Source organism: Achromobacter sp. (assembly GCF_032102605.1).
GTDB lineage: Bacteria > Pseudomonadota > Gammaproteobacteria > Burkholderiales > Burkholderiaceae_B > Achromobacter.
The window spans coordinates 197,888-218,017 of the sequence record NZ_DAMDGT010000002.1 but is presented as its reverse complement, the minus strand read 5'-3'; the positions used below and the strand labels follow the sequence as shown (position 1 = coordinate 218,017).

Genomic DNA, 20,130 nt, shown 5'->3' with positions numbered 1-20,130 from the left:
CGCCCGCCGACACGGCTTTCCAGGCGGCTCCCCTCCATGAGAAACGGCATCCCCAATCTAAGCGCGCTGCAGGCGTTCGAGGCATCCGCCCGGCTGGGCAGTTTTTCGCGCGCGGCCGAGGAACTGTCCCTGACGCACAGCGCGGTCTATCGGCAGGTCGCCAGCCTCGAGGCCCGCCTGGGCGTCCAGCTGTTCACCCGGGTGCGGCGCCGTATCGCGCTGACCGACCACGGGGCCGAGTATGCCGGCCGCATCCGTCACCATCTGGATCAGATCGAAAAGGACACGTTCGGCCTGGTCAGCCGGACCGGCATGGGCCGCAGCATCCACATCGCCGTGGTGCCCACCCTGGCGACGACCTGGCTGATCCCGCGCCTGGCGGATTTCCAGCGCGAACATGGCGATATCACCGTCAGCCTGTCCGTGCGCACCCTGCCGTTCCAATTCAAGGACCAACCCTTCGATGGGGCGCTTTATCACGGGGACGGGCTCTGGCCCGGCACGCAGGGCGGATTGCTGTTTCCCGAGCGGGAACTGGTGCCGGTCTGCGCCCTTGAACTCGCAGCGCGCGTCGCGGAACAGGGCGAGAGCGCGCTATCCGGCATGACCCATCTGCACCTGGCCTCGCGGCCGGACGCCTGGCGCCAGTGGTACACGGCCAATGGCTCCCTGTATGGCCCGCAGGCCGCGGGCGGTCCGCGCTATGAACTTTTCACCATGGTGATGGCGGCCGTGCAGGCAGGGCTGGGCGTTGGCCTGATGCCTCGCTTCCTGGCGCAACCCGCGCTGGACCAGGGCACGTTGGCGATGCCGGTGCCGCAGTCCCTGGCCGTCAGCCAGGGTTATTACTTCGGTTATCCGCAGCGCAGCGAACGGTCCGACGCGCTCAAGCTGTTTGAATCCTGGCTCAAATCAACGGTTGCGGGCGTGGGCGAACGCCTTGCCGGCCGCGCCGAGCCGTAGAATCCTGCCATGTCCACCGCCCGCCAGCCGCTTGCTTCCCAACCCGATATCGACGCATTCATCGACGCCGTCTGGCTCGAAGACGGCCTGTCGGCCAACACGCTGGCCGCGTACCGCCGCGACCTGACCGGCTTCGCGCGCTGGCTGGAAGATCCGCAGGCCTACGCGCTGGAAATGGCCGATCGCTACGGCGACGCCGCTCACGTCCAGACGTTGCCCGCGGGGCCCGCCAAATCGCTGTCCGAAGCGCAGAAGGCGGACATCGAAGCCTGGTTTGCCTTCCGCCACGAGGAAACCCGCGCCACCACGGCCAACCGCCGGCTCGCCGCGCTGCGACGCTTTTACGCATGGGCGCTGCGCGAGCACCGCGCCGAGCGCGATCCCTGCCTGACGCTGGTCGCCGCCAAACAGCCACCGCGGATGCCCAAGACGTTGTCCGAGCAGCAGGTGGACGCCTTGCTGCGCGCCCCGGACGCAAGCCAGCCGCGCGGCCTGCGCGACCGCGCCATGCTCGAGACGCTGTACGCCACCGGCTTGCGCGTGTCCGAACTGGTGGGCGTGCGCGCGCTGGACGTCAGCTTGAACGAAGGCGTGGTGCGCGTGGTGCAGGGCAAGGGCGGCAAGGACCGCCTGGTGCCGCTGGGCGCCGAGGCGGCGCACTGGATCGCGCAATACCTGGCCACCGCCCGCCCCGAGCTGGCCGCCGGACGCGTCAGCGATGCGCTGTTCATCACGGGCCGCGCCGAGGCGATGTCGCGCCAGGCGTTCTGGCAGCTGGTCAAGAAATATGCCGTGCTGGCCGGCGTGCATGCGCCTTTGTCGCCGCACGTGTTGCGCCACGCCTTCGCCACGCACCTCTTGAACCATGGCGCGGATCTGCGCGTGGTGCAGATGCTGTTGGGCCATGCGGACATTTCCACCACGCAGATCTATACGCACGTGGCGCGCGAGCGCCTGAAGGCGTTGCATGCGGCGCATCATCCGCGCGGCTAGCGCCCCGTCCTTATTCCCATTCGAACCGGCATTCCCATGAGCAAAGCCCGCCACGTTTCCGAGACACCCGCCACCCAGGTCCTGAAGCAGAACAAAGTGGCCTACACCGAACACACCTACGACTACGTCGACCACGGCGGCGCGGGCGAAGCCGCGCGCCAGTTGGGTCTGGACCCGCACGCTGTCGTGAAGACGCTGGTGATGGAAGACGAATCGGCCAAGCCGCTCATCGTGGTCATGCATGGCGACCGCGAGGTCTCGACGAAAAACCTGGCCCGCCAGGCCGGCTTGAAAAAGGTCGAGCCCTGCAAGCCCGAAGTGGCGCAGCGCCATTCCGGCTATCAGGTGGGGGGCACGTCGCCCTTTGGCACCCGCAAGAAGATGCCTGTATGGGTCGAGGCCGAGGTGCTGGAATATCCCGTGGTCTACATCAACGGCGGACGGCGCGGCTACCTGGTGGGTATCGATCCCAAGGTGCTGGTGGATCTGCTGGGCGCACGTCCGGTGACGGTGGCGCTGGAATAGGGCGGTATCCCGCTACCACCAAGCCCGCTGGCTCGGCGGGCACAATGGGACAAGAAGACCAAGAACCGGAGCCCGGCGTATGGGCTGACAACCGGGCGCCACCCTCATCCCAAGGAGACAATCATGAGCAAAAGGCTGTTGATGCTAGTCGGCGACTACGCCGAAGACTACGAGACCATGGTGCCGTTCCAGACGCTGCTGACGGTAGGCCACACGGTGCATGCGGTCTGCCCCGACAAGAAAGCCGGCGACACCGTGGCCACGTCCATCCATGATTTCGAGGGCGCGCAGACCTACACGGAAAAGCGCGGCCACAACTTCACGCTGAACTACGACTTCGACCGCGTCGAGCCCTCGTCCTATGACGGGCTGGTGATCCCGGGCGGACGCGCGCCGGAATACCTGCGCCTGAACGAAAAAGTGCTGGATATCGTGCGCGAGTTCGACAAGGCCAACAAGCCGATCGCCGCCGTATGCCACGGCGCGCAGATTCTGGCGGCGGCCGGCGTACTGAAGGGCCGCACGTGCTCGGCCTATCCTGCTTGCGCGCCTGAAGTTCGATTGGCGGGCGGCACATACGCAGAGATCGCGGTCGACCAGGCCTATACGGACGGCAATCTGGTGTCGGCGCCGGCCTGGCCCGCTCATCCTGCGTGGATGGCGCAGTTCCTGGCGGTATTGGGCACGAAGATCACCCCCTGACGCGCGGCAGTTCGCAAAACAAGACACGCCGGGACAGCCCTCGCTGCCCCGGCGTGTCGTTTTCGTTGTTGATGATCGGCCGCCGATGATGATCGCGGCCGATAACAGTCAAGCGAAGGTCAGGCGAAGTCGAGAACGATGCGGCCTTCGATCTGACCCTTCTTCATGCGGTCGAACACGGTGTTGATGTTCTCGAGGGTTTCCGTGGCGACCGTGGCGTGGACCTTGCCCTCTTCGGCGAACTGCAGGGATTCCTGCAGGTCAAGCCGCGACCCCACGATGGAGCCGCGCACCGTCACGCCGTTCAGCACCATGTCGAAGATCGACAGGGGAAAATCGCCGGGTGGCAAACCGTTCAGGGAAATCGTGCCGCCGCGGCGCACCATGCCCAATGCCTGTTCGAAGGCCTTGGGCGACACGGCCGTGATCAGCGCGCCGTGCGCGCCGCCGATTTCGCGTTTCAGGTAGGCGGCCGGGTCGGTGGTCATCGCGTTGACGGTGACCTCCGCACCCAGGCGGCGGGCAAAGTCCAGCTTGGCGTCGTCGACGTCCACGGCCGCAACGTTCAGGCCCATGGCCTTGGCATATTGCACAGCCATGTGACCCAGGCCGCCGATGCCCGAAATGACCACCCAGTTGCCCGGACGGGTGTCCGTCATCTTCAGGCCCTTGTACACCGTGACGCCCGCGCACAGAACCGGGGCTACGTCGACGAAACCAACATTCTTGGGCAAGAGGCCGGCATAGTCTGCGGCAGCCAGCGCGTATTCGGCGAAGCCGCCGTTGACGGAATAACCCGTGTTCTGCTGCTGTTCGCACAGGGTTTCCCAGCCGCCCAGGCAGTGTTCGCAATGGCCGCAGGCCGAATACAGCCAGGGGATGCCCACGCGGTCGCCTTCCTTGACGTGGGTGACGCCCGCGCCCACGGCGACGACGTGGCCGACGCCTTCGTGGCCGGGAATGAACGGGGGATTGGGTTTGACGGGCCAGTCGCCTTCAACGGCGTGCAGGTCGGTGTGGCAGACGCCGCAGGCGGCGATCTTTACGAGGAGTTCGCCCGGACCCGGGCGCGGCACGGGGACTTCTTCGATTGCCAGGGGTTTGCCGAATGCGCGTGCAACTGCGGCCTTCATGGTCGTGTCCATCGTTACCTCCGAAGTCTGATGAGTCTCACTATGCTCGAACGCATGGGCGTTCAAGGCCATGATCTAAATCAATGGGCTCAAGCGGGTCGTCAACGGAAAAACGTCTGGTTTCAGACAGGTGCGGCGTGCGCAGCGTAGGGGACGGAACATGCCCGACCCAAGCGGTGTATTGCGGGTGCCGCGACAAACATCGTACAGTGAATCGCGCCCGCCACGGCGGGCACCCGGCCGATGTCCCTGGAGCTGCCATGTGCGAAATCTTCATTCGGGCCAGCGAGCAATCGTATGCCTCGGAAACCCGTTCACTGCGCCTGCACGGCGTGGCGACCAGCCTGCGGCTCGAGCACCTGTTCTGGCAGGTGCTCGAAGAAATCGCGGGACGCGACGGCATGCGCGTGACGCAGCTGATCGAACGCCTGTACGACGAACTGGTTGAATACCGCGGCGAAGTCGCCAACTTCACGTCCTTCCTGCGCGTGTGCTGCCTGCGCTATCAGCTGCTGCAGGCCGAAGGCCGCATACCGCTGGACGCCCGGGTGCCCATCGGCTCGCTCAATGCGCGCGCGGTCCTGGACGGCCTGCCGCCATCGCTGTGCGACGCGCAGCCGCTGCCCGCGAAACGCCGGGCGGCGTAACGGCAGGCGCCCATTAAACAGGCCCGATGCGATCGGGCCTTTTTCGTTTGCCGCGTGTTGCACGCGCGGGGATCAGCCGCCGGAGGCGATCGACGCCAGCGCCACTTCGCTTTGCACGATGCGGCGGATGCGCACGGCGTCGCCGATGCGGGACAGCTTGCCCTGCGAGTCCAACAGCACGATGGCCAGATCGCGGCCATTGATGCGCGCCAGCATCACCAGGCATTCGCCCGCTTCATTGATATAGCCGGTCTTGGAAACCTTGATGTCCCAATCGGGCTTGCGCACCAGCAGGTTGGTGTTGCGGAACGTCTGCGTGCGGTTGTTGATCTCGACCTCGTACTCCGTGTCGGTGGAGTAGCGGTGGATCAGCGGGCGCTGCGAGGCGGCGCGCAGCAGGCGCGCCAGATCGTGGGGCGACGACACGTTGTTGCTGGACAGGCCCGTGGGCTCGATGAAGCGCGTGCTGGTCATGCCCAGCGATTGCGCCTTGGCGTTCATGGCGGCCACGAAAGCGGGAAGGCCGCCCGGATAGTGGCGGCCCAGCGCGTTGGCGGCGCGGTTCTCGGAAGACATCAGCGCCAGGTGCAGCATGTCGCCGCGCGACAGCTTCGTGCCCACGCGCAGCCGAGACGTTGTGTGCTTGAGTTCGTCGACGTCGTCGTCGGTGATCTCGAGCATTTCGTCCATGGGCAGGTTGGCGTCCACGACGACGACGGCGGTCATCAGCTTCGAGATCGAAGCGATGGGGCGCACGACGTTTTCGTTCTTGGCGAAGATGACCGTGGACGTTTCCAGATCCTGCACGTACGCGGTGCTGGACCGCAGGGCGGCGGCTTCGGCCCGTGCGGAGGCGGCGGGCGGAGGCATCGCTGCGCTGGCGGCAGCGGCGGCGACGCGCCGGCCGCGCGCCTTATCCGCTTTGTCCGCCTTGCCACCCTTGCCGGCCGCGCCCTTCTTGGGCGGCGTGCCTTTGGCGGCGACCTGTTTGCCGCCCTTGGGCGAGGCGGCTTTCTTGCCGGAAGAGGATTTGGGCGGAGCCTTCTTGGCAGAGGGAGCAGCCTGTTTGGCGGCGGCGCTCTTGCCGGAACCGGCTTTCGGCGCCGGAGCTTTCTTGGCTTGTTGCGCCTTGCAGGCCGACGACTTGGCGTTGGTCTTGCAAGGATCGGAATTCTTGGCTGCTTGCGCCCCAAGGGGCAGGAGCGCACACACCGCCAGGGCGGCAGGCGCTATGGCTTTGGCAAAAGCACGTGTCCAGGAAAAGGCCATGGTTGAGCAGGCTTGTCGGTCTGTGAACAAATATTTCTTAAGCCGGCGTTTCGTCGGATCAGGAAAAGTCCAGATGAATTATGGGCTTACGCGTCGAATTTAAACAGCAATTTCAAGTGCTGCGCAAGGCGATTCGCGTGGTTTACTTAAAAAAATATAAGTGACGCATTGACGGCAGCAATTAGTCACATGTCGCGATTCGAGAAGCTAACCGCGCGGCGCGCATGAGCGTAGCCCGGATTAACCCTCATCTGGCTGAACGTGCGAGTTTTTTGGGGGGGAGGCGGCGGAGAAAGCCGAGGCCGTCGGTTGGCCTCGCCGGGTGGAATCGAACCACCAATTGACCCTTAGGAGGGGCCGGTTATATCCATTTAACTACGGCGAGCTGTTCGAGGCGGTGGGCGAGGCCCGCCACGGGAGCGGGCTGGAGGGCGCCGCAGCGGCGCACTTTCCCAATAAGGCCTTGATAATGCTGCGAATCTTGCGAGCCAAAGTTTAGCACCGCGGCCGCAGGGTTCGAAGCAGGACGCAAGTCTATCAGCAGGCGGGGCAAGGCCCAAATCCAGTAGGCCCACGCCTTGGTCTGATTTCGCGCCGCGTAGGCGATGCACACTGTGCCGGCGGGGGTATTCGCAGGGCGTTTCACGGACTTGTATATGATGTTTTGGTCCTGGCGTTTGCGCCGGACCGTCCCGAGGAGGGGACGCAAACCCAAAAAACAACCAGACACGGGTTTCATGTCTAGCCAAACCGATACGATTTCCGCGCGCACCATTGCCCTGGGCACCCTGGTCGTGCTGCTTGCCATGGGCGTGCGCGCCACTTTCGGGCTGTTCATGCAGCCGATGGGCCTGGCCCACGGCTGGAGCCGCGAAGTATTTTCCATGGCGTTCGCCCTGCAGAACCTGGTGTGGGGCGTCGCCTGTATTTTCATGGGCATACTGGCCGACCGCTACGGTTCCGGTCGCACCATTGCGCTGGGCGCTCTGCTGTACATGCTTGGACTGATCGGCACCCGCTTCGCCACCGACGAGGCCACGCTGTACCTGACCGCGGGCGTGCTGGTCGGCTTGGGCCAGGCGGGCACTACCTTCCCGGTCATCCTCCCCGTCGTGGCGCGATCGGTCCCGTCGGCCTACCGCAGCACGGCGATGGGCATCGCCAGCGCGGGTGGTTCGCTGGGCCAGTTTGCCGTGGTGCCGACGGGCCAGATGCTGATCAGCGGCCTGGACTGGACGGGAGCCCTGTGGGTGCTGTCTCTCTTTGTGGCCTGCGGCGCGCCGTTGGCGTATTTCCTGCGCGGCCGGCCGCAAGCGCACACCGGTCCGCAGCAGTCGTTGGCCACGGCCGTCAAACAGGCCGTGCGGCATCCGTCTTTTCACTTCCTGTTCTGGAGCTACTTCGTCTGTGGCTTCCACACCGCCTTCATCACGCTGCACCTGCCCGCCTACGTATCGGACGGCGGGCTGACGGCCGGCCAAGGCGCAACCGCCATCGCGCTGATCGGGCTGTTCAACGTTCTGGGCTCGTTCTACGCCGGCAAGCTGGGCGGGAAATACAGCAAGAAGCGACTCCTGGCCGTGGTGTACTTCATGCGCGCATTCGGCATCCTGCTGCTGCTGTGGATGCCGCTGTCGCCGTGGGTGCTTTACGCGTTCGCGGCATGGATGGGCCTGTTTTGGCTGGGAACCGTGCCGCTGACGCAGGGCCTCATCGGACAGATCTACGGCCTGCGCTACGCGGCCACGCTGTCGGGCATCGTGTTCCTGGGCCATCAGCTTGGCAGCTTCATCGGAGTCTGGCTGGGCGGCTATGCCTACGCCAAAACCGGAAGCTACGATCTGGTCTGGTGGCTCGGCGTCGCGCTGGCCGTCATCGCGGCGTTGTTGTGCTTGCCTGTGCGTGAGCAGCCCGTCGCCCAACCGGCGCCGGCCTGACGCGCCAAGGATGCCGCAAATGCCGCTACCCGCCCCACCTGTACGTCGCCGCCAAACCACCTGGCGGCTGTTGGGCGCCATCGCCCTGTCGGCGGTGCTGGGGCTGGCGTTCTGGGGATATCTGTCGCCCGAGATGAGCGTCCACTGGGAAAACCTTGCCGCGCTGTGCGGCTTTTAGTCGGGATTTCGGACGGGTCCGATATCGTGGTGTGAGCCTCCTTCCCCAGAGTGGCAAATAGGCGCGCAGCCGCCGCACTGGCGGGCCGGGTCGGGGTATCCTACGGCGGAGTTTCTTCGTCGTTTTTTATGGGTGCCCATGCAGGACGCATCGTCTTCCTACCCCGATTTTTCGCTGCCTGACATCGCCGGCTTGCCCGCCGCCGATACGCTGGTGCTGACTGTGAACAATCGCTTGTCGCGCCGGCTAACGCTTGAATTGGCCGGGCTGCTTAGACAAGAGCGCCAGGTCAGCGAATTGCCGCGCATCCTGCCGCTGTCCGCGTGGCTGGCCGAGTCCGCCAACGAACTTGCGTTCGAGGCCGACGACGACGTGCCCGCTTACCGGCTGGACAGTTTTGCCACGCAGCTCGTCTGGACGGAAGCGATACGCGCCGAAGAGGCTGAACGCGTGCTGCTGGACGCCAGCCAGGCCGCGCGGCTGTCGATGGACGCGGACCTGCTGATGGATGAATGGGCGCTGGTTGTGCCGTCCGGCGCGGACACCGACGAATACCGCGGCTTTGCTCGTTGGCGCGAACGCTATCGCCAAACCCTGGCCGGCATCGACGCCGAAGACGCGAACCAGGGCTATGCGCGCGTGTTGCGTGCGCTGGAAGACGGCCGGCTTGCTACGCCGGGGCAGCTCGTGCTGGCAGGGTTCACGGATATCTCTCCGCGTTTCCAGCGCTTGTTGGAAGCTTTCGAAGCACAAGGAACGAACGTCGCGCAATGGCGCGACGCCCAGCGCGTGCAGTCCGTGGCGCGGCGCTTTGAAGCCGCGGATCAGGGCGCCGAATGGCGCGCGGCGGCTGCGTGGGCAGCCAGCCAGCTCAAGGCCAATCCTTCAGGCCGCTACGCCATCGTCTCGCCGCAGCTTGAAGCCGAGTCTCCCTTTGCGCGTCGCGTGCTGGGCCACGTGTTGGCAGGCCGTGATGGCGCGTCCGCCTTCGCGTTCAACGTCGCGGTCGGCAGGCCGCTGGACGAATGGCCCATGGCGCGCGCGGCCTTGGCCTGGTTGCGCGCGTTGGCCGAATGCGCGTTGGGCAAGGGGTGCGGCGTGGACGTGCTGGGCGCCGCCTTGCTGGCGGGTCATTGCGCCAGCGACGTGCGCGACCGGGCGCGTCTGGCCGCCATCGATGCGCGGTGGCGCCGCCAAGGGCAAATGCACGTCAATCCGCAGGAACTGCGCCGGCTGCTCGGGGACGTCCCCGCGCTGGCGCAGGCCTGGAACCGTGCCACGGAAATCTGGACGCAGGGCGGCCGTCAGGCCACCTGCGATGTCTGGATGCTGCGCATGAAGGCCGCGCTGACGGCATTGGGCTTTCCTGGCGAAGCGGCGCTGGACAGCGTGGGCTATCAAGTCATGGGCGCCTTGGGCGATGCCCTTGGCAGTTTTTCGGCGCTGGCGCCGGCCGCCGGCCGCCTGGGCGGCGTGGCTGCCGTGAACCTGCTGCAAAGCGTGGCGTGTTCTTCCTCGTTCCAGCCGCAGCGCGACCCGCTGGCCCGGCTGGACGTGCTGGGATTGCTGGAAGCCGAAGGCGGCTACTGGGATGGCGTGTGGCTGCTTGGCCTGACCGACGACGTGCTGCCGGCTTCGCCCAAGCCCAATCCGCTGCTGCCGCTGGCCGTCCTGCGCCAGGCCCGGGCGCCGCGCGCCACGCCCGAGCGCGAGCGCGAATGGGCCGAAGGCATGTATGCGGCGCTTTGCCGCTGCGCGCCCGAGATCATCGTCAGTCATGCACACATGGACGGCGAGCGCGAACTGCGCCCGTCGCCGCTGATCGCGGCGCTCGGCCTGACCGATTGGGCGCCCGAGCAAACGGACGCGCAGCCGGTCCTGCCACAGGAATCGCTGGACGACTCGCAAGGGCCACCGCTGGCGGCGGGCAACCGCGGCGGCGGCGGCCTGGACGTGCTGGACACGCAGGCGCGCAATCCCCTCTGGGCTTTCGTGCGCCACCGCCTGGGCGGCCGCGAGCTCGCTCCCTACGCCGACGCCGCCACCGTGAACGTGCGCGGCCAATTCCTGCACAAGGCGCTGGAACTGGTGTGGGGCATGATGCCCGACCAGGAGTCGCTGCACGAACAGCTTGCCTCTGGCCGCTTGTCCGCACTGCTCGAACAGGCGGTCGCGCAAGCCGCGGACGAAGAACTCAAAGAGTACGCGCCGGCCTTGCGGACGCTGGAATGCCAGCGCGCTCAAACCGTGCTGGCGTCGTGGCTCGATATGGAGGCGCAGCGCCTGCCGTTCGCGGTGGCTCAGGTCGAAAAGAACCATCAATGGCAGCGTGGCGCGCTGAACCTGAAGCTGCGGCTCGACCGCATCGACAGCCTGCCTGATGGACGCAACGTCATCGTCGACTACAAGACTGGCGTGGCGGCGGCCAAGCCGGAACCGGATTGGTCGCGCAGCCGTCCCGTCAACGTGCAACTGCCGTTCTACGCGTCAGTGCTGGCCGATGCCGCAGATGGCGAAACCGCGGGCCTGGTGCTGGCGCAGATCCATGCGCGGCAGATCGCCGCGCAAGGCCTGGCCGATGAAGACCTGGGCATGCCGGGCGTCACGCTGGCCAGCGAAAGCAAGTTCTTTGACGGCCTGTCATGGCCCGATATCCGCCAGCGCTGGCGCGTCGCGATTGAAGCGCTGGCCGATGAATACGTCGCCGGGTATGCGGCCAACGTGGCCTACCGGCGCGACGATCTCAAATACTGCGATGCACTGCCGTTCCTGCGTTTGCATCTTGACGACGAGGACGCGTAAGCCATGGCCGAACAAGACCGCCTGCCGCAAGACCACGCCGCGCGCGCCGATGCGCTGGATCCGACCCGTTCGTTCCTGGTGCAGGCCCCGGCGGGGTCGGGCAAGACCGAACTCCTGACCGATCGCATCCTGGCCCTGCTGGCCACGGTGAACCGCCCCGAAGAGATCGTCGCCATCACGTTCACGCGCAAGGCCGCGTCCGAAATGCATGCGCGCGTGCTGAGCAAGCTGCGCCGCGGGCTGGACGCGCCGCCCGAGGCCGCGCATGAACGCCGCAGCTGGGATCTGGCCCGCGCGGCGCTGGCGCGCAATGCAGAACAAGGCTGGCATCTGCTGGATCATCCGGCCCGCCTTGCCATCCGCACCATCGATTCCTTCTGCGCCGGGCTTGTGCGCAGCATGCCCTGGCTCTCGGAATTGGGCGGCATGCCCGACATCACCGACGATGCCCGGTCGCACTACGAGGCCGCGGCTCGCGCCACGCTGGACCTGGCCGACGACTACGAAGCCGTGCGCATCTTGCTCAAGCACCTGGACGTGGACGTGCAGGCGGCCAAGGACGCCATCGCGGACATGCTGGGCCAGCGCGACCAATGGCTGCCGCTCCTGCGCCACGGCTCCGACCGCGAGGCCATGGAGACCACGCTGGCCGAGGCCATCGGAGAAGACCTGGACGCCTTGTGCGCCGCGATGCCCTACGGCTGGGCCGACGCGCTATGCGGCTCGGCGCGCCTGGCCGCCGCGAACCTGCAAGACAGCGGCGAAGACAACAAGCTAGTGGCCTTGCTGGACTGGACCGAAGAACTTCTTCCCGACGCCGAGCAACTGGATGCGTGGCGCGCCGTGGCGCATCTGCTGCTGACCGGCACGGGCTCGCTGCGCAAGACCGTCAACAAGAACCTGGGCTTCCCGGCCAAGTGCGCGCACAAAGAGCCCTTCGTGGCGTGGCTGGAAAGCGCCGATGGGCAAGCGGTTTGGGTGCGGCGCCTGCACGCGGTGCGCGACATCCCGGCGCCGCATTTCACGGACGCGCAATGGGAAGTGCTGGGCGCCCAGCTCATGACGCTGGCGCTGGCCGTGGCGCAGTTGCGGTTGCGTTTCGCCGATCAGGGTGAGGTGGATTTCATCGAGATCGCCCAGCGCGCCGCGGCCGCCCTGGGCAGCGCCGACGATCCCGGCGAGCTGCTGCTCAAGCTGGACGCGTCCATCCGGCATCTGCTCATCGACGAATTCCAGGACACCAGCCAGACGCAACTCGACCTGTTGCGCACGCTGACCTCGGGTTGGCAGGCAGGCGACGGCCGCAGCCTGTTCCTGGTGGGCGACCCCATGCAGTCGATCTACCGATTCCGCAAGGCAGAGGTCGGCCTGTTCCTGGAAGTGGCCGACATCGGCGTCGGAGAGGTCAAGCCCGATTTCCTCAACCTCACGGACAATTTCCGCTCGCAGGCCGGCATCGTCGACTGGGTGAACCAGTCGTTCGCGGATTTGCTGCCACGGCGCAGCGACGCGGCCGCGGGCGCGATCGCCTACAGCCCGTCCACGGCCTTCCATCCGGCCTTGTCCGACCCCGCTGTGCGCTTTCACCCGGCGTGGTCGCGAGATGGCGCACAGCCGGCGGAAGAGCAGGCCGAGGACATTGCCGTGGGCCTGGTGCGCCAGGCGCTGATCGACCACAAGGGCGCCAAGCACCCGGTGGCGGTGCTGGTGCGCGCGCGCAGCCACCTGGGCAACCTGACCCGCCGGCTTGCGCAGGATGGCATACGCTGCCGCGCCGTCGACCTTGTGCCGCTGGCCTTGCGGCCGGTCGTGGCCGATCTGGTGCAGCTCGTGCGTGCGCTGTCGCATCCGGCCGACCGCATGGCATGGCTGTCCGTGCTGCGCGCGCCGTATTGCGGCCTGACGCTGCAGTCCCTGCAACGCCTCTTTGGCGACGACCACATCACGCCGGTGCCCGTCCTGTTGGAACGCGCTCTGCGCATGACGCCACAAGCAGCCCCGGCCGTGACGGCGGACGCCGGGCCGCAAGGCTCGCTGTTCGACGCGTCCCCGGCGGAACCTGAAGCACCGTCCGCACAAACCTTGCTGGGCCCCGACGAGCATGCGCGCCTGCGCCAGGTCGCGGCGGTCCTGCTCGACAAGCGCAATGCGTCGGGCGCGATCCCGTTCGCGGCATGGGTGGAATCGCTGTGGCGTCGCCTGGGCGGGCCCGGGCTGTACGCGGGCCTGTCGGTGGCCAATGACGCCGAAAGCCTGTTCCAGCTGATCGAGCGCCTGGCGCCCCACGGCAACATCGACGTGGCCGCGCTGGACGCCGGCATTTCACGCCTTTTCGCAGCCCCGGACGCCGCCGACGAAGACGAGGGCGCGGTCGAAATCATGACCATGCACAAGTCCAAAGGCTTGCAGTTCGAAACCGTGATCCTTTATGGCCTGCACCGAGCGCCCCGCGGCGACCAGGCCCCGCTCGTACGCTTCGAACAAAGCGGCGGGCGAGTCTTGTTCGGCCCAGTAAAACCCCGCGCCGAAACCGAGGCCGACCCGGTCTCGCGCTACCTGGGCGCCCGCGAAGCGCGCCGCGCGTCTTACGAAATCGACAGGCTGCTTTACGTGGCAGCCACGCGTGCGCGCAAGCGCCTGCACCTGGTCGGCCACGTGTCGGTCGACGACGCCACAGGCCAGGCCAAGCCACCGCCCGCAGCCAGCCTGCTGGGCCGCCTGTGGCCTTGCCTGATCCCGCCTGCGCCCCCGTCCCTGAACGGCGAGCCCGCCGCGGAAGCGGTGGACGCGCCGGAATTGCAGGGCGAGCCCCTGCGCCGCGTGGACCGCACCGGCCTGGCGCAACTGCAACGCCAAACCAGCGTCACCATGAGCGCCGGCTTTGCGACCACGGCACGCGGCGCCTGGGACGACGCCGCCGAACACCCCGCCTGGCAACTCGAAGCCGGCTACGACGCCGCCATCGGCACGCTGGCACACGCGTGGTTGGCGCGCATCGGCCAGGACGGAACAAACGCCTGGCCCGCAGACGCCCTGGCCCAACGCCTGCCCGCCATGCGCCGCCAGCTGACCCGCGCCGGCATCCCGGCCAGCCAAGCCGACGCAGCGGCCGAAGCCGTCCTAGAAACCCTGCAAGCCACCCTCGCAGACGACCGTGGCCTATGGCTCCTATCCCAATCCGGCGCCCGCCGCGAATGGCCCCTGATCGACGCAGCAGGCAAGGTGTCCGTGATCGACCTGGCCCTCAGCACCGAAGACGGTTGGCTAATCGTCGACTACAAAACCGGCCGGCCCCACCCAGGAGAAACGGCAACCGCCTTCGCCATCCGAATGCGCCAACGACACGGCGACCAACTGCAGCGCTACTGCACCCAAGTCACAGCCCTGGACGGCCGCAGCGCCCGCGCCGCCCTGTATTTCCCGCGCGCAAAGGCATGGATTGATTTGACGGTGTAAAGCGGAACGACAAGCGCCCCCCAAACAGAAAATTCCACGCGCGTCGCGCAAAGGTCGTTGATCAGAATTGGTTGATACGGTGAAACACGTCGCATCAACCAGGCGCCCCACCGCAAAAACCGACAGTCCAATCGAATATCGCGGCAAAGCGAAGCGAGCCGAGGGGGGCAAGCGCAGCGAGACCCAACCGTAAAAAGCCGAGAGTCCAATCGCATATCGCGGCAAAGCGAAGCGAGCCGAAGGGGCAAGCGAAGCGAGACCCACCGCAAGAAGCAAACCCTCCATTCGCATAGCGCGGCAAAGCGAAGCGAGCCGAAGAGGGCAAGCGAAGCGAGACCTCCACCCCCTCCCCCTCGGGGGGAGGGCCGGGGAGGGGGCGCACATATTGCCCCTCGGGGCCCGCCAGTCGAGGTTCTATCAAGCGAGCGAAGCGCAGCTCTGATAGAATCTCGACTGGCGGGCCCCTTCGCATGGTTCGACGGTGAACCTGGTCAGGTCGGGAACGAAGCAGCCATAGTCGTTTAGGGTCAGTGCCGGAGTAAGGCTCGCCAACCGGATTTTTCAAAGCAGGTAGCGTTTGCTACACCGCTTTCAGAGGGGACGGGGTTATTTTCCAAGGATTCATTCCACGGGAATAAGCCCGTCCCCTTTGCATTCCAGTCCGCTCGATCAACGGGTTCAACAATCAGGCTCTACAATCCAGCCATGACTTATCTGGTATTGGCCCGCAAGTGGCGGCCGCGATCGTTCGATACCCTGGTGGGGCAGGATCACGTGGTGCGCGCGCTTACCCACGCGCTCGACACCCAACGCCTGCATCACGCCTGGCTGTTCACCGGAACCCGAGGCGTCGGCAAGACCACGCTCTCGCGCATCCTGGCCAAATCGCTGAACTGCGAAACCGGCATCACCTCGAAGCCCTGCGGCGTCTGTCGCGCCTGCACGGAAATCGATGCCGGGCGTTTCGTCGATTACCTCGAGCTGGACGCGGCCTCGAACCGCGGCGTCGAGGAAATGACGCAGTTGCTGGAGCAGGCGGTCTACGCACCCGGAGCGGGGCGCTTCAAGGTCTACATGATCGACGAAGTCCACATGCTGACCGGGCACGCGTTCAACGCCATGCTCAAGACGCTGGAAGAACCGCCGCCGCACGTCAAATTCATCCTCGCCACCACCGATCCTCAGAAGATTCCGGTGACGGTCCTGTCGCGCTGCCTGCAGTTCAACCTGAAGCAGATGCCCGCCGATTCCATCGTCGGCCATTTGCAGGCGGTGTTGGGGCAGGAAGACGTCGGATTCGAGGTTCCCGCCCTGCGCCTGATTGGCCAGGCGGCTTCCGGTTCGATGCGCGACGCCCTGTCTCTGACCGATCAGGCCATTGCCTACAGCGCGGGCAACCTGACCGAAGACGCCGTGCGCGGCATGCTCGGCACCATCGATCAGCGCCATCTCGTCCGTCTGCTGGACGCCTTGTCCACTGGCGACGCCATGGGTGTGCTGGCAGTAGCCGACGAACTCGCGATCCGCGGGCTCTCCTATGCGGGTGCGTTGGCCGATCTGGCCGTGCTGCTGTCACGCGTGGCGATCGAGCAGCGCGTGACCGGCGTCACTGCGGCTGAAGATCCGCTGGCCGCCGACATCGCGAGGCTCGCGCAGGCCCTGCACCCGGACGCGGTGCAATTGTTCTACTCCGTCGCGGTGCATAGCCGGGGCGAATTGACCCTGGCGCCCGACGAGTACGCGGGATTCATCATGGCGTGCCTGCGCATGCTGGCGCTCAATGGCGACGCTGGACCGCAGACCGCCCTGCAGGCGCCCGCCGTGCCCGCTCGCCAGACGGCGGAAGCGGCGGCAGCCAGCGCCGCGCCCGCTGGTGCAGCCGTTGCTGCAGCGGCCGTCGCAAGCGCTTTGGCGGCGCCGGCCGCCGCAGGGTCGCCTGCCGCAGGATCGCCCGCCGCAGGTTCGCCTGCCGCGGGTTCAACTTCCGGTTCCGTCCAGGACGCGGCCGCAGCCTCCATTGCGGCGCCCTCAACCGCGCAAGCCGCCACGGCCCCCGCAGTCGAGGCGGCGGCGTCCGGTCCCGCGATTGCCGCCTCCTCGGCTTCTGCGGCATCCGAACCGCACGAGACGCCGGCTGCATCCGTGCCGCCCGCTTCCGTCGAGTCGCGGCAAACAGAGAACCAGCCGACAGCGCCCGCCCCAGTTGCACGTCCCGCCGCTGAAACCGGTGGTGCGGCCCAAGGTCTCGCGACCGCCCCCGCGCCGCAATCGGCCGAAGGCAGTAGCGTGCCGCCTTGGGAAGACCTGCCATCGGATGTGAATGCTGGGGCAGCCCGTGCTGGGGCAGCCCGTGCTGCGGCAACCGATGCTGCGGCAGCCGGTGCTGCCGCAACCGAAGCTGCCGCAACCGAAACTGCGCCAGCCAAAGCCGCTGCGACCGAATCCGTGGCAGCCGAAGCTGCAACGACCGAATCCGTGGCCGCGGACACCGCCCCCTCTGCGGCTGCTTCCGGCAAGCCGCAAGGCTCGGCTGCCCTCGCCGTCACGCCGGCAGCAGCGGCCGTGGCGCCCGCGCAGTCCGACGACGCGGATGGCCCGCCGTCCTGGGTCGATGAAGAAATTCCCTTCGAAGCCGAAGGCGGGTTCATGCCGGACAGCGGCTTCACGTCCGATCCCGACGACGATTTCGAAACACTGGCCACCGCGCCTTCGCCGGCGCCCGCGCCGTCAGCCGTCCGGAACGAAAAGCCGGCGCCCGCGCGCAAACGCCAATCGCGCGCGCGGCTGGCCGACATGGACTCGGCATCGTGGCCTGAACTGGCCGCGCGCCTTCCCGTGACCGGCCTGGCCTCCGAATTGGCGCGCCAAAGCGAATGGGACGGTGTGCAGGGCGATGCGGTCATCCTGCGCGTGGCTGTCAAGACCCTGGCCGAAAGCGAAAGCCGCGTGCGCCTGCAGACGGTCCTGTGCGAACATTTCGGGCAGGGCATACGCCTGGATGTGCGGGTCGGCGTCACCGGCGACGCCACGGCATACGCGGTGGCGCAGGCCGAAAGCGCGGCGCGCCAGCTGGCCGCCGAAAATGCGGTGTCCGTCGATCCTTTCGTGCAGGCACTGTTGGCGGATTTCGGCGGCCATGTCGTGCCTGGCTCGATTCGCCACGTTGATTCCCCGGCCGCTGCCTGAGGCGGCGGCAAAACCCAATCCCCTGTTCAAGGAAGCTCCCATCATGATGAAAGGACAACTCGCCGGTCTGATGCGCCAGGCGCAGCAGATGCAGGAAAACATGAAGAAGGCGCAGGACGCGCTGGCCGACATCCAGGTCGAAGGCGCCTCGGGCGGCGGCCTGGTGAAGGTCACGATGACCTGCCGCCACGACGTCAAGCGCGTCGCGATCGACCCGTCGCTGCTGGGCGACGACAAGGACATGCTGGAAGACCTGGTCGCTGCCGCGTTCAACGACGCGCTGCGCAAGGCCGAAGCCACTTCGCAGGAAAAAATGGCCTCGGTGACGGCCGGCATGCCGCTGCCCCCGGGCATGAAGCTGCCGTTCTGATCACCGGTTGCCGCAGGCTGCAATGGATCCCTTACTGCCCGAACCCGAACCGCTCGTCACGCTGATCGAGGCGCTGCGGCGCTTGCCCGGCGTGGGCGTGCGCTCGGCCAGGCGCATGGCCTATCACCTGTTGCAGCATGATCCGCAAGGCGCGGACATGCTGGGCCGCGCGCTCGAGGGCGCGGTGCGTGATCTTAAGCACTGCGCGCGCTGCAACAGTTTTTCGGAAGACGAAGTCTGCGGCACCTGCTCCAATCCCAAGCGCGATCCCACGCTGCTTTGCATCGTGGAAACGCCGGCCGACCAGAACATGATCGAGTCCAGCCACGGCTACCGTGGCCTGTACTACGTGCTGATGGGGCGCGTGGCGCCCCTTGAAGGCATCGGCCCGCGTGAACTGGATTTCGACCGCGTGATCAAGCGCGCGACCGACGGCGAAGTGCAAGAGGTCATCCTTGCCACCAACTTCACCGCCGAAGGCGAAACCACCGCCCATTTCCTGGGCGAGGCGCTGGGCGAGCGCGGCCTGCGAGTCACGCGCCTGGCGCGCGGCGTGCCGGCCGGCAGCGAACTGGAATACGTCGACGCGGGCACGATCGCCTGGGCCCTGATGGAGCGCAAGACCACCTGACGCTCGCGGTACCAGAACGTCCTGCCGGCAACGCATCGGCGCGACAACAATGTGAGGAAGACAAGCCATGTCAGCGCTGACCGGACTGAAAGTCCTGGAACTCGGCACGCTCATCGCCGGCCCGTTCGCCGCGCGCATCTTCGGCGAATTCGGCGCCGACGTCATCAAAGTGGAAACCCCGCATGGGCCCGACGGCACGGGCGGCGGCGATCCCATCCGCAGCTGGCGCCATCTGCACGAGGGCAATTCCCTGTGGTGGACGGTGCAGGCCCGCAACAAGCAATCCATCGCACTGAACCTGAAAGATCCGCGCGCCCAGGAGATCGCCCGCAAGCTGGCGCTGGACGCGGACGTGGTCGTCGAGAACTATCGGCCGGGCGTGCTGGAAAAATGGGGTTTGGGCTACGAACAGCTCCGGGCCATCAATCCCGCGCTCATCATGGTGCGCCTGTCCGGCTATGGACAGACCGGCCCGATGAAAGACCAGCCCGGCTTTGGCGCCATCGGTGAATCGATGGGCGGCCTGCGCTACGTGTCCGGCCACCCGGATCGCCCGCCGCTGCGGGTCGGCATATCCATCGGCGATTCCATCGCGGCGCTGCATGGCGTGATCGGCGCGATGATGGCGCTGCGTCACCGCGACGCCACGGGCGGACGCTGGAACGGAAAGACCGGCGACGAATGCAGCGCCGGGCAGGGCCAGATGGTGGACGTGGCGCTCTACGAGGCCGTGTTCAACATGATGGAAAGCCTCGTTCCCGAATACGACGTGGCTGGCGTGGTGCGCGAGCGCACGGGCGGCGCGCTGCCGGGCATCGTGCCGTCCAACACCTACACCACCAAGGACGGCCAGAACATCGTCATTGCCGGAAACGGCGACGCGATCTTCCATCGCCTGATGCGGGCGATCGGCCGCGACGACCTGGCCGAGGACCCGGACCTGGTGCGCAACGACGGCCGCGCGCGCCGCGTCGCCGAGATCGACGGCGCCATCCAGCAATGGTGCGACGGGCGCGGCATCGAAGCGGCGCTCGACACGCTCAAACGCGCCGACGTGCCCGTGGGCAAGATCTACAGCGTGGCCGACATGTTCAGCGATCCGCAGTTTCTTGCGCGCCGCATGATCGAGCAGCATCGCCTGGCGGACGGCAGTCCGGTCAAGCTCCCGGCCGTGGTTCCCAAGCTGTCCGAGACTCCCGGCGAAACGCGCTGGGTGGGCCCGGAATTAGGGGAACATACCGAGGAAGTCCTGAAATCGCTGGGGTATGATTCAGCGGCTATCGACGAGCTGGCGAAGACCGGCGCTATCGGTAAACCCGACAACTAGGAGACAAACCA

General features: G+C 66.7%; 15 protein-coding genes, 1 tRNA gene and 1 other RNA gene. 14 read left to right on the top strand and 3 right to left on the bottom strand.

The features are described 5' to 3' along the window. Positions 1 to 36: 36 nt before the first annotated feature. The 4 genes from RT614_RS05660 (at position 37) to RT614_RS05645 (ending at position 3,183) form a co-directional block, all read left to right on the top strand. The gene (locus RT614_RS05660; protein WP_313620884.1) at positions 37 to 963 is read left to right on the top strand and encodes a LysR substrate-binding domain-containing protein; all 927 of its coding nucleotides are present in this window, start codon (positions 37 to 39) and stop codon (positions 961 to 963) included. A gap of 9 nt (positions 964 to 972) precedes the next feature. Continuing rightward, a complete protein-coding gene (xerD, locus tag RT614_RS05655) occupies positions 973 to 1,956 on the top strand; it encodes a site-specific tyrosine recombinase XerD (protein ID WP_313620883.1) in 984 nt (327 codons plus the stop codon). A gap of 36 nt (positions 1,957 to 1,992) precedes the next feature. Next, a complete protein-coding gene (gene ybaK, locus RT614_RS05650) occupies positions 1,993 to 2,481 on the top strand; it encodes a Cys-tRNA(Pro) deacylase (protein WP_313620881.1) in 489 nt (162 codons plus the stop codon). A gap of 123 nt (positions 2,482 to 2,604) precedes the next feature. Next, on the top strand, positions 2,605 to 3,183 hold the full coding sequence (locus RT614_RS05645) for a DJ-1/PfpI family protein (protein WP_056326776.1): 579 nt from the start codon (positions 2,605 to 2,607) through the stop codon (positions 3,181 to 3,183). Between the two features lie 119 nt (positions 3,184 to 3,302). Here the strand turns inward: RT614_RS05645 and adhP are convergent, their stop codons facing one another. After that, the gene (adhP, locus tag RT614_RS05640; protein WP_313620879.1) at positions 3,303 to 4,328 is read right to left on the bottom strand and encodes an alcohol dehydrogenase AdhP; all 1,026 of its coding nucleotides are present in this window, start codon (positions 4,326 to 4,328) and stop codon (positions 3,303 to 3,305) included. Positions 4,329 to 4,576: 248 nt separating this feature from the next. Here adhP and RT614_RS05635 point away from each other — a divergent pair, with 248 nt between their 5' ends. Beyond that, positions 4,577 to 4,963: a ribbon-helix-helix domain-containing protein gene (locus RT614_RS05635; RefSeq protein WP_313620878.1), complete on the top strand. Its 387-nt coding sequence runs from the start codon at positions 4,577 to 4,579 to the stop codon at positions 4,961 to 4,963. A 72-nt stretch (positions 4,964 to 5,035) separates the two neighbouring features. Here the strand turns inward: RT614_RS05635 and pbpG are convergent, their stop codons facing one another. Continuing rightward, positions 5,036 to 6,232 carry a D-alanyl-D-alanine endopeptidase gene (pbpG, locus tag RT614_RS05630; protein ID WP_313620876.1) on the bottom strand — a complete coding sequence of 399 codons (1,197 nt, stop codon included), beginning with the start codon at positions 6,230 to 6,232 and terminating at the stop codon, positions 5,036 to 5,038. A 310-nt stretch (positions 6,233 to 6,542) separates the two neighbouring features. Further along, positions 6,543 to 6,617: transfer RNA gene (locus tag RT614_RS05625), tRNA-Arg, on the bottom strand. Between the two features lie 352 nt (positions 6,618 to 6,969). On the opposite strand from RT614_RS05625, the gene RT614_RS05620 reads away from it, so the two are divergent. From RT614_RS05620 to RT614_RS05580, 9 genes are all read left to right on the top strand, one after another. Beyond that, entirely contained in the window at positions 6,970 to 8,169 is a 1,200-nt protein-coding gene (locus RT614_RS05620; RefSeq protein WP_313620875.1) for an MFS transporter, read from the top strand. A gap of 19 nt (positions 8,170 to 8,188) precedes the next feature. After that, positions 8,189 to 8,347 (top strand): hypothetical protein, encoded by a 159-nt coding sequence (locus RT614_RS05615; RefSeq protein ID WP_313620874.1) that lies wholly within the window; start codon positions 8,189 to 8,191, stop codon positions 8,345 to 8,347. 138 nt (positions 8,348 to 8,485) lie between these two features. Beyond that, entirely contained in the window at positions 8,486 to 11,149 is a 2,664-nt protein-coding gene (locus RT614_RS05610; RefSeq protein WP_313620872.1) for a PD-(D/E)XK nuclease family protein, read from the top strand. 3 nt (positions 11,150 to 11,152) lie between these two features. Continuing rightward, the gene (locus RT614_RS05605; protein WP_313620870.1) at positions 11,153 to 14,605 is read left to right on the top strand and encodes a UvrD-helicase domain-containing protein; all 3,453 of its coding nucleotides are present in this window, start codon (positions 11,153 to 11,155) and stop codon (positions 14,603 to 14,605) included. Between the two features lie 455 nt (positions 14,606 to 15,060). Further along, positions 15,061 to 15,158, top strand: an RNA gene (gene ffs / locus RT614_RS05600) — signal recognition particle sRNA small type. A gap of 152 nt (positions 15,159 to 15,310) precedes the next feature. Then, positions 15,311 to 17,791 carry a DNA polymerase III subunit gamma/tau gene (gene dnaX, locus RT614_RS05595; protein ID WP_313620868.1) on the top strand — a complete coding sequence of 827 codons (2,481 nt, stop codon included), beginning with the start codon at positions 15,311 to 15,313 and terminating at the stop codon, positions 17,789 to 17,791. 43 nt (positions 17,792 to 17,834) lie between these two features. Next, the gene (locus tag RT614_RS05590) at positions 17,835 to 18,161 is read left to right on the top strand and encodes a YbaB/EbfC family nucleoid-associated protein (RefSeq protein WP_013395612.1); all 327 of its coding nucleotides are present in this window, start codon (positions 17,835 to 17,837) and stop codon (positions 18,159 to 18,161) included. A gap of 22 nt (positions 18,162 to 18,183) precedes the next feature. Continuing rightward, positions 18,184 to 18,792 (top strand): recombination mediator RecR, encoded by a 609-nt coding sequence (recR, locus tag RT614_RS05585; protein ID WP_313620867.1) that lies wholly within the window; start codon positions 18,184 to 18,186, stop codon positions 18,790 to 18,792. Between the two features lie 67 nt (positions 18,793 to 18,859). Further along, positions 18,860 to 20,119 carry a CoA transferase gene (locus tag RT614_RS05580; protein ID WP_313620866.1) on the top strand — a complete coding sequence of 420 codons (1,260 nt, stop codon included), beginning with the start codon at positions 18,860 to 18,862 and terminating at the stop codon, positions 20,117 to 20,119. Positions 20,120 to 20,130: the final 11 nt, after the last annotated feature.

What these genes read in the sequence shown, in the direction of transcription:
- RT614_RS05660 (WP_313620884.1), top strand. Translation starts at nt 37, where the DNA reads ATGAGAAACGGCATCCCCAATCTAAGCGCGCTGCAGGCGTTCGAGGCA.
- xerD (WP_313620883.1), top strand. Translation starts at nt 973, where the DNA reads ATGTCCACCGCCCGCCAGCCGCTTGCTTCCCAACCCGATATCGACGCA.
- ybaK (WP_313620881.1), top strand. Translation starts at nt 1,993, where the DNA reads ATGAGCAAAGCCCGCCACGTTTCCGAGACACCCGCCACCCAGGTCCTG.
- RT614_RS05645 (WP_056326776.1), top strand. Translation starts at nt 2,605, where the DNA reads ATGAGCAAAAGGCTGTTGATGCTAGTCGGCGACTACGCCGAAGACTAC.
- adhP (WP_313620879.1), bottom strand. Translation starts at nt 4,328, where the DNA reads ATGGACACGACCATGAAGGCCGCAGTTGCACGCGCATTCGGCAAACCC.
- RT614_RS05635 (WP_313620878.1), top strand. Translation starts at nt 4,577, where the DNA reads ATGTGCGAAATCTTCATTCGGGCCAGCGAGCAATCGTATGCCTCGGAA.
- pbpG (WP_313620876.1), bottom strand. Translation starts at nt 6,232, where the DNA reads ATGGCCTTTTCCTGGACACGTGCTTTTGCCAAAGCCATAGCGCCTGCC.
- RT614_RS05620 (WP_313620875.1), top strand. Translation starts at nt 6,970, where the DNA reads ATGTCTAGCCAAACCGATACGATTTCCGCGCGCACCATTGCCCTGGGC.
- RT614_RS05615 (WP_313620874.1), top strand. Translation starts at nt 8,189, where the DNA reads ATGCCGCTACCCGCCCCACCTGTACGTCGCCGCCAAACCACCTGGCGG.
- RT614_RS05610 (WP_313620872.1), top strand. Translation starts at nt 8,486, where the DNA reads ATGCAGGACGCATCGTCTTCCTACCCCGATTTTTCGCTGCCTGACATC.
- RT614_RS05605 (WP_313620870.1), top strand. Translation starts at nt 11,153, where the DNA reads ATGGCCGAACAAGACCGCCTGCCGCAAGACCACGCCGCGCGCGCCGAT.
- dnaX (WP_313620868.1), top strand. Translation starts at nt 15,311, where the DNA reads ATGACTTATCTGGTATTGGCCCGCAAGTGGCGGCCGCGATCGTTCGAT.
- RT614_RS05590 (WP_013395612.1), top strand. Translation starts at nt 17,835, where the DNA reads ATGATGAAAGGACAACTCGCCGGTCTGATGCGCCAGGCGCAGCAGATG.
- recR (WP_313620867.1), top strand. Translation starts at nt 18,184, where the DNA reads ATGGATCCCTTACTGCCCGAACCCGAACCGCTCGTCACGCTGATCGAG.
- RT614_RS05580 (WP_313620866.1), top strand. Translation starts at nt 18,860, where the DNA reads ATGTCAGCGCTGACCGGACTGAAAGTCCTGGAACTCGGCACGCTCATC.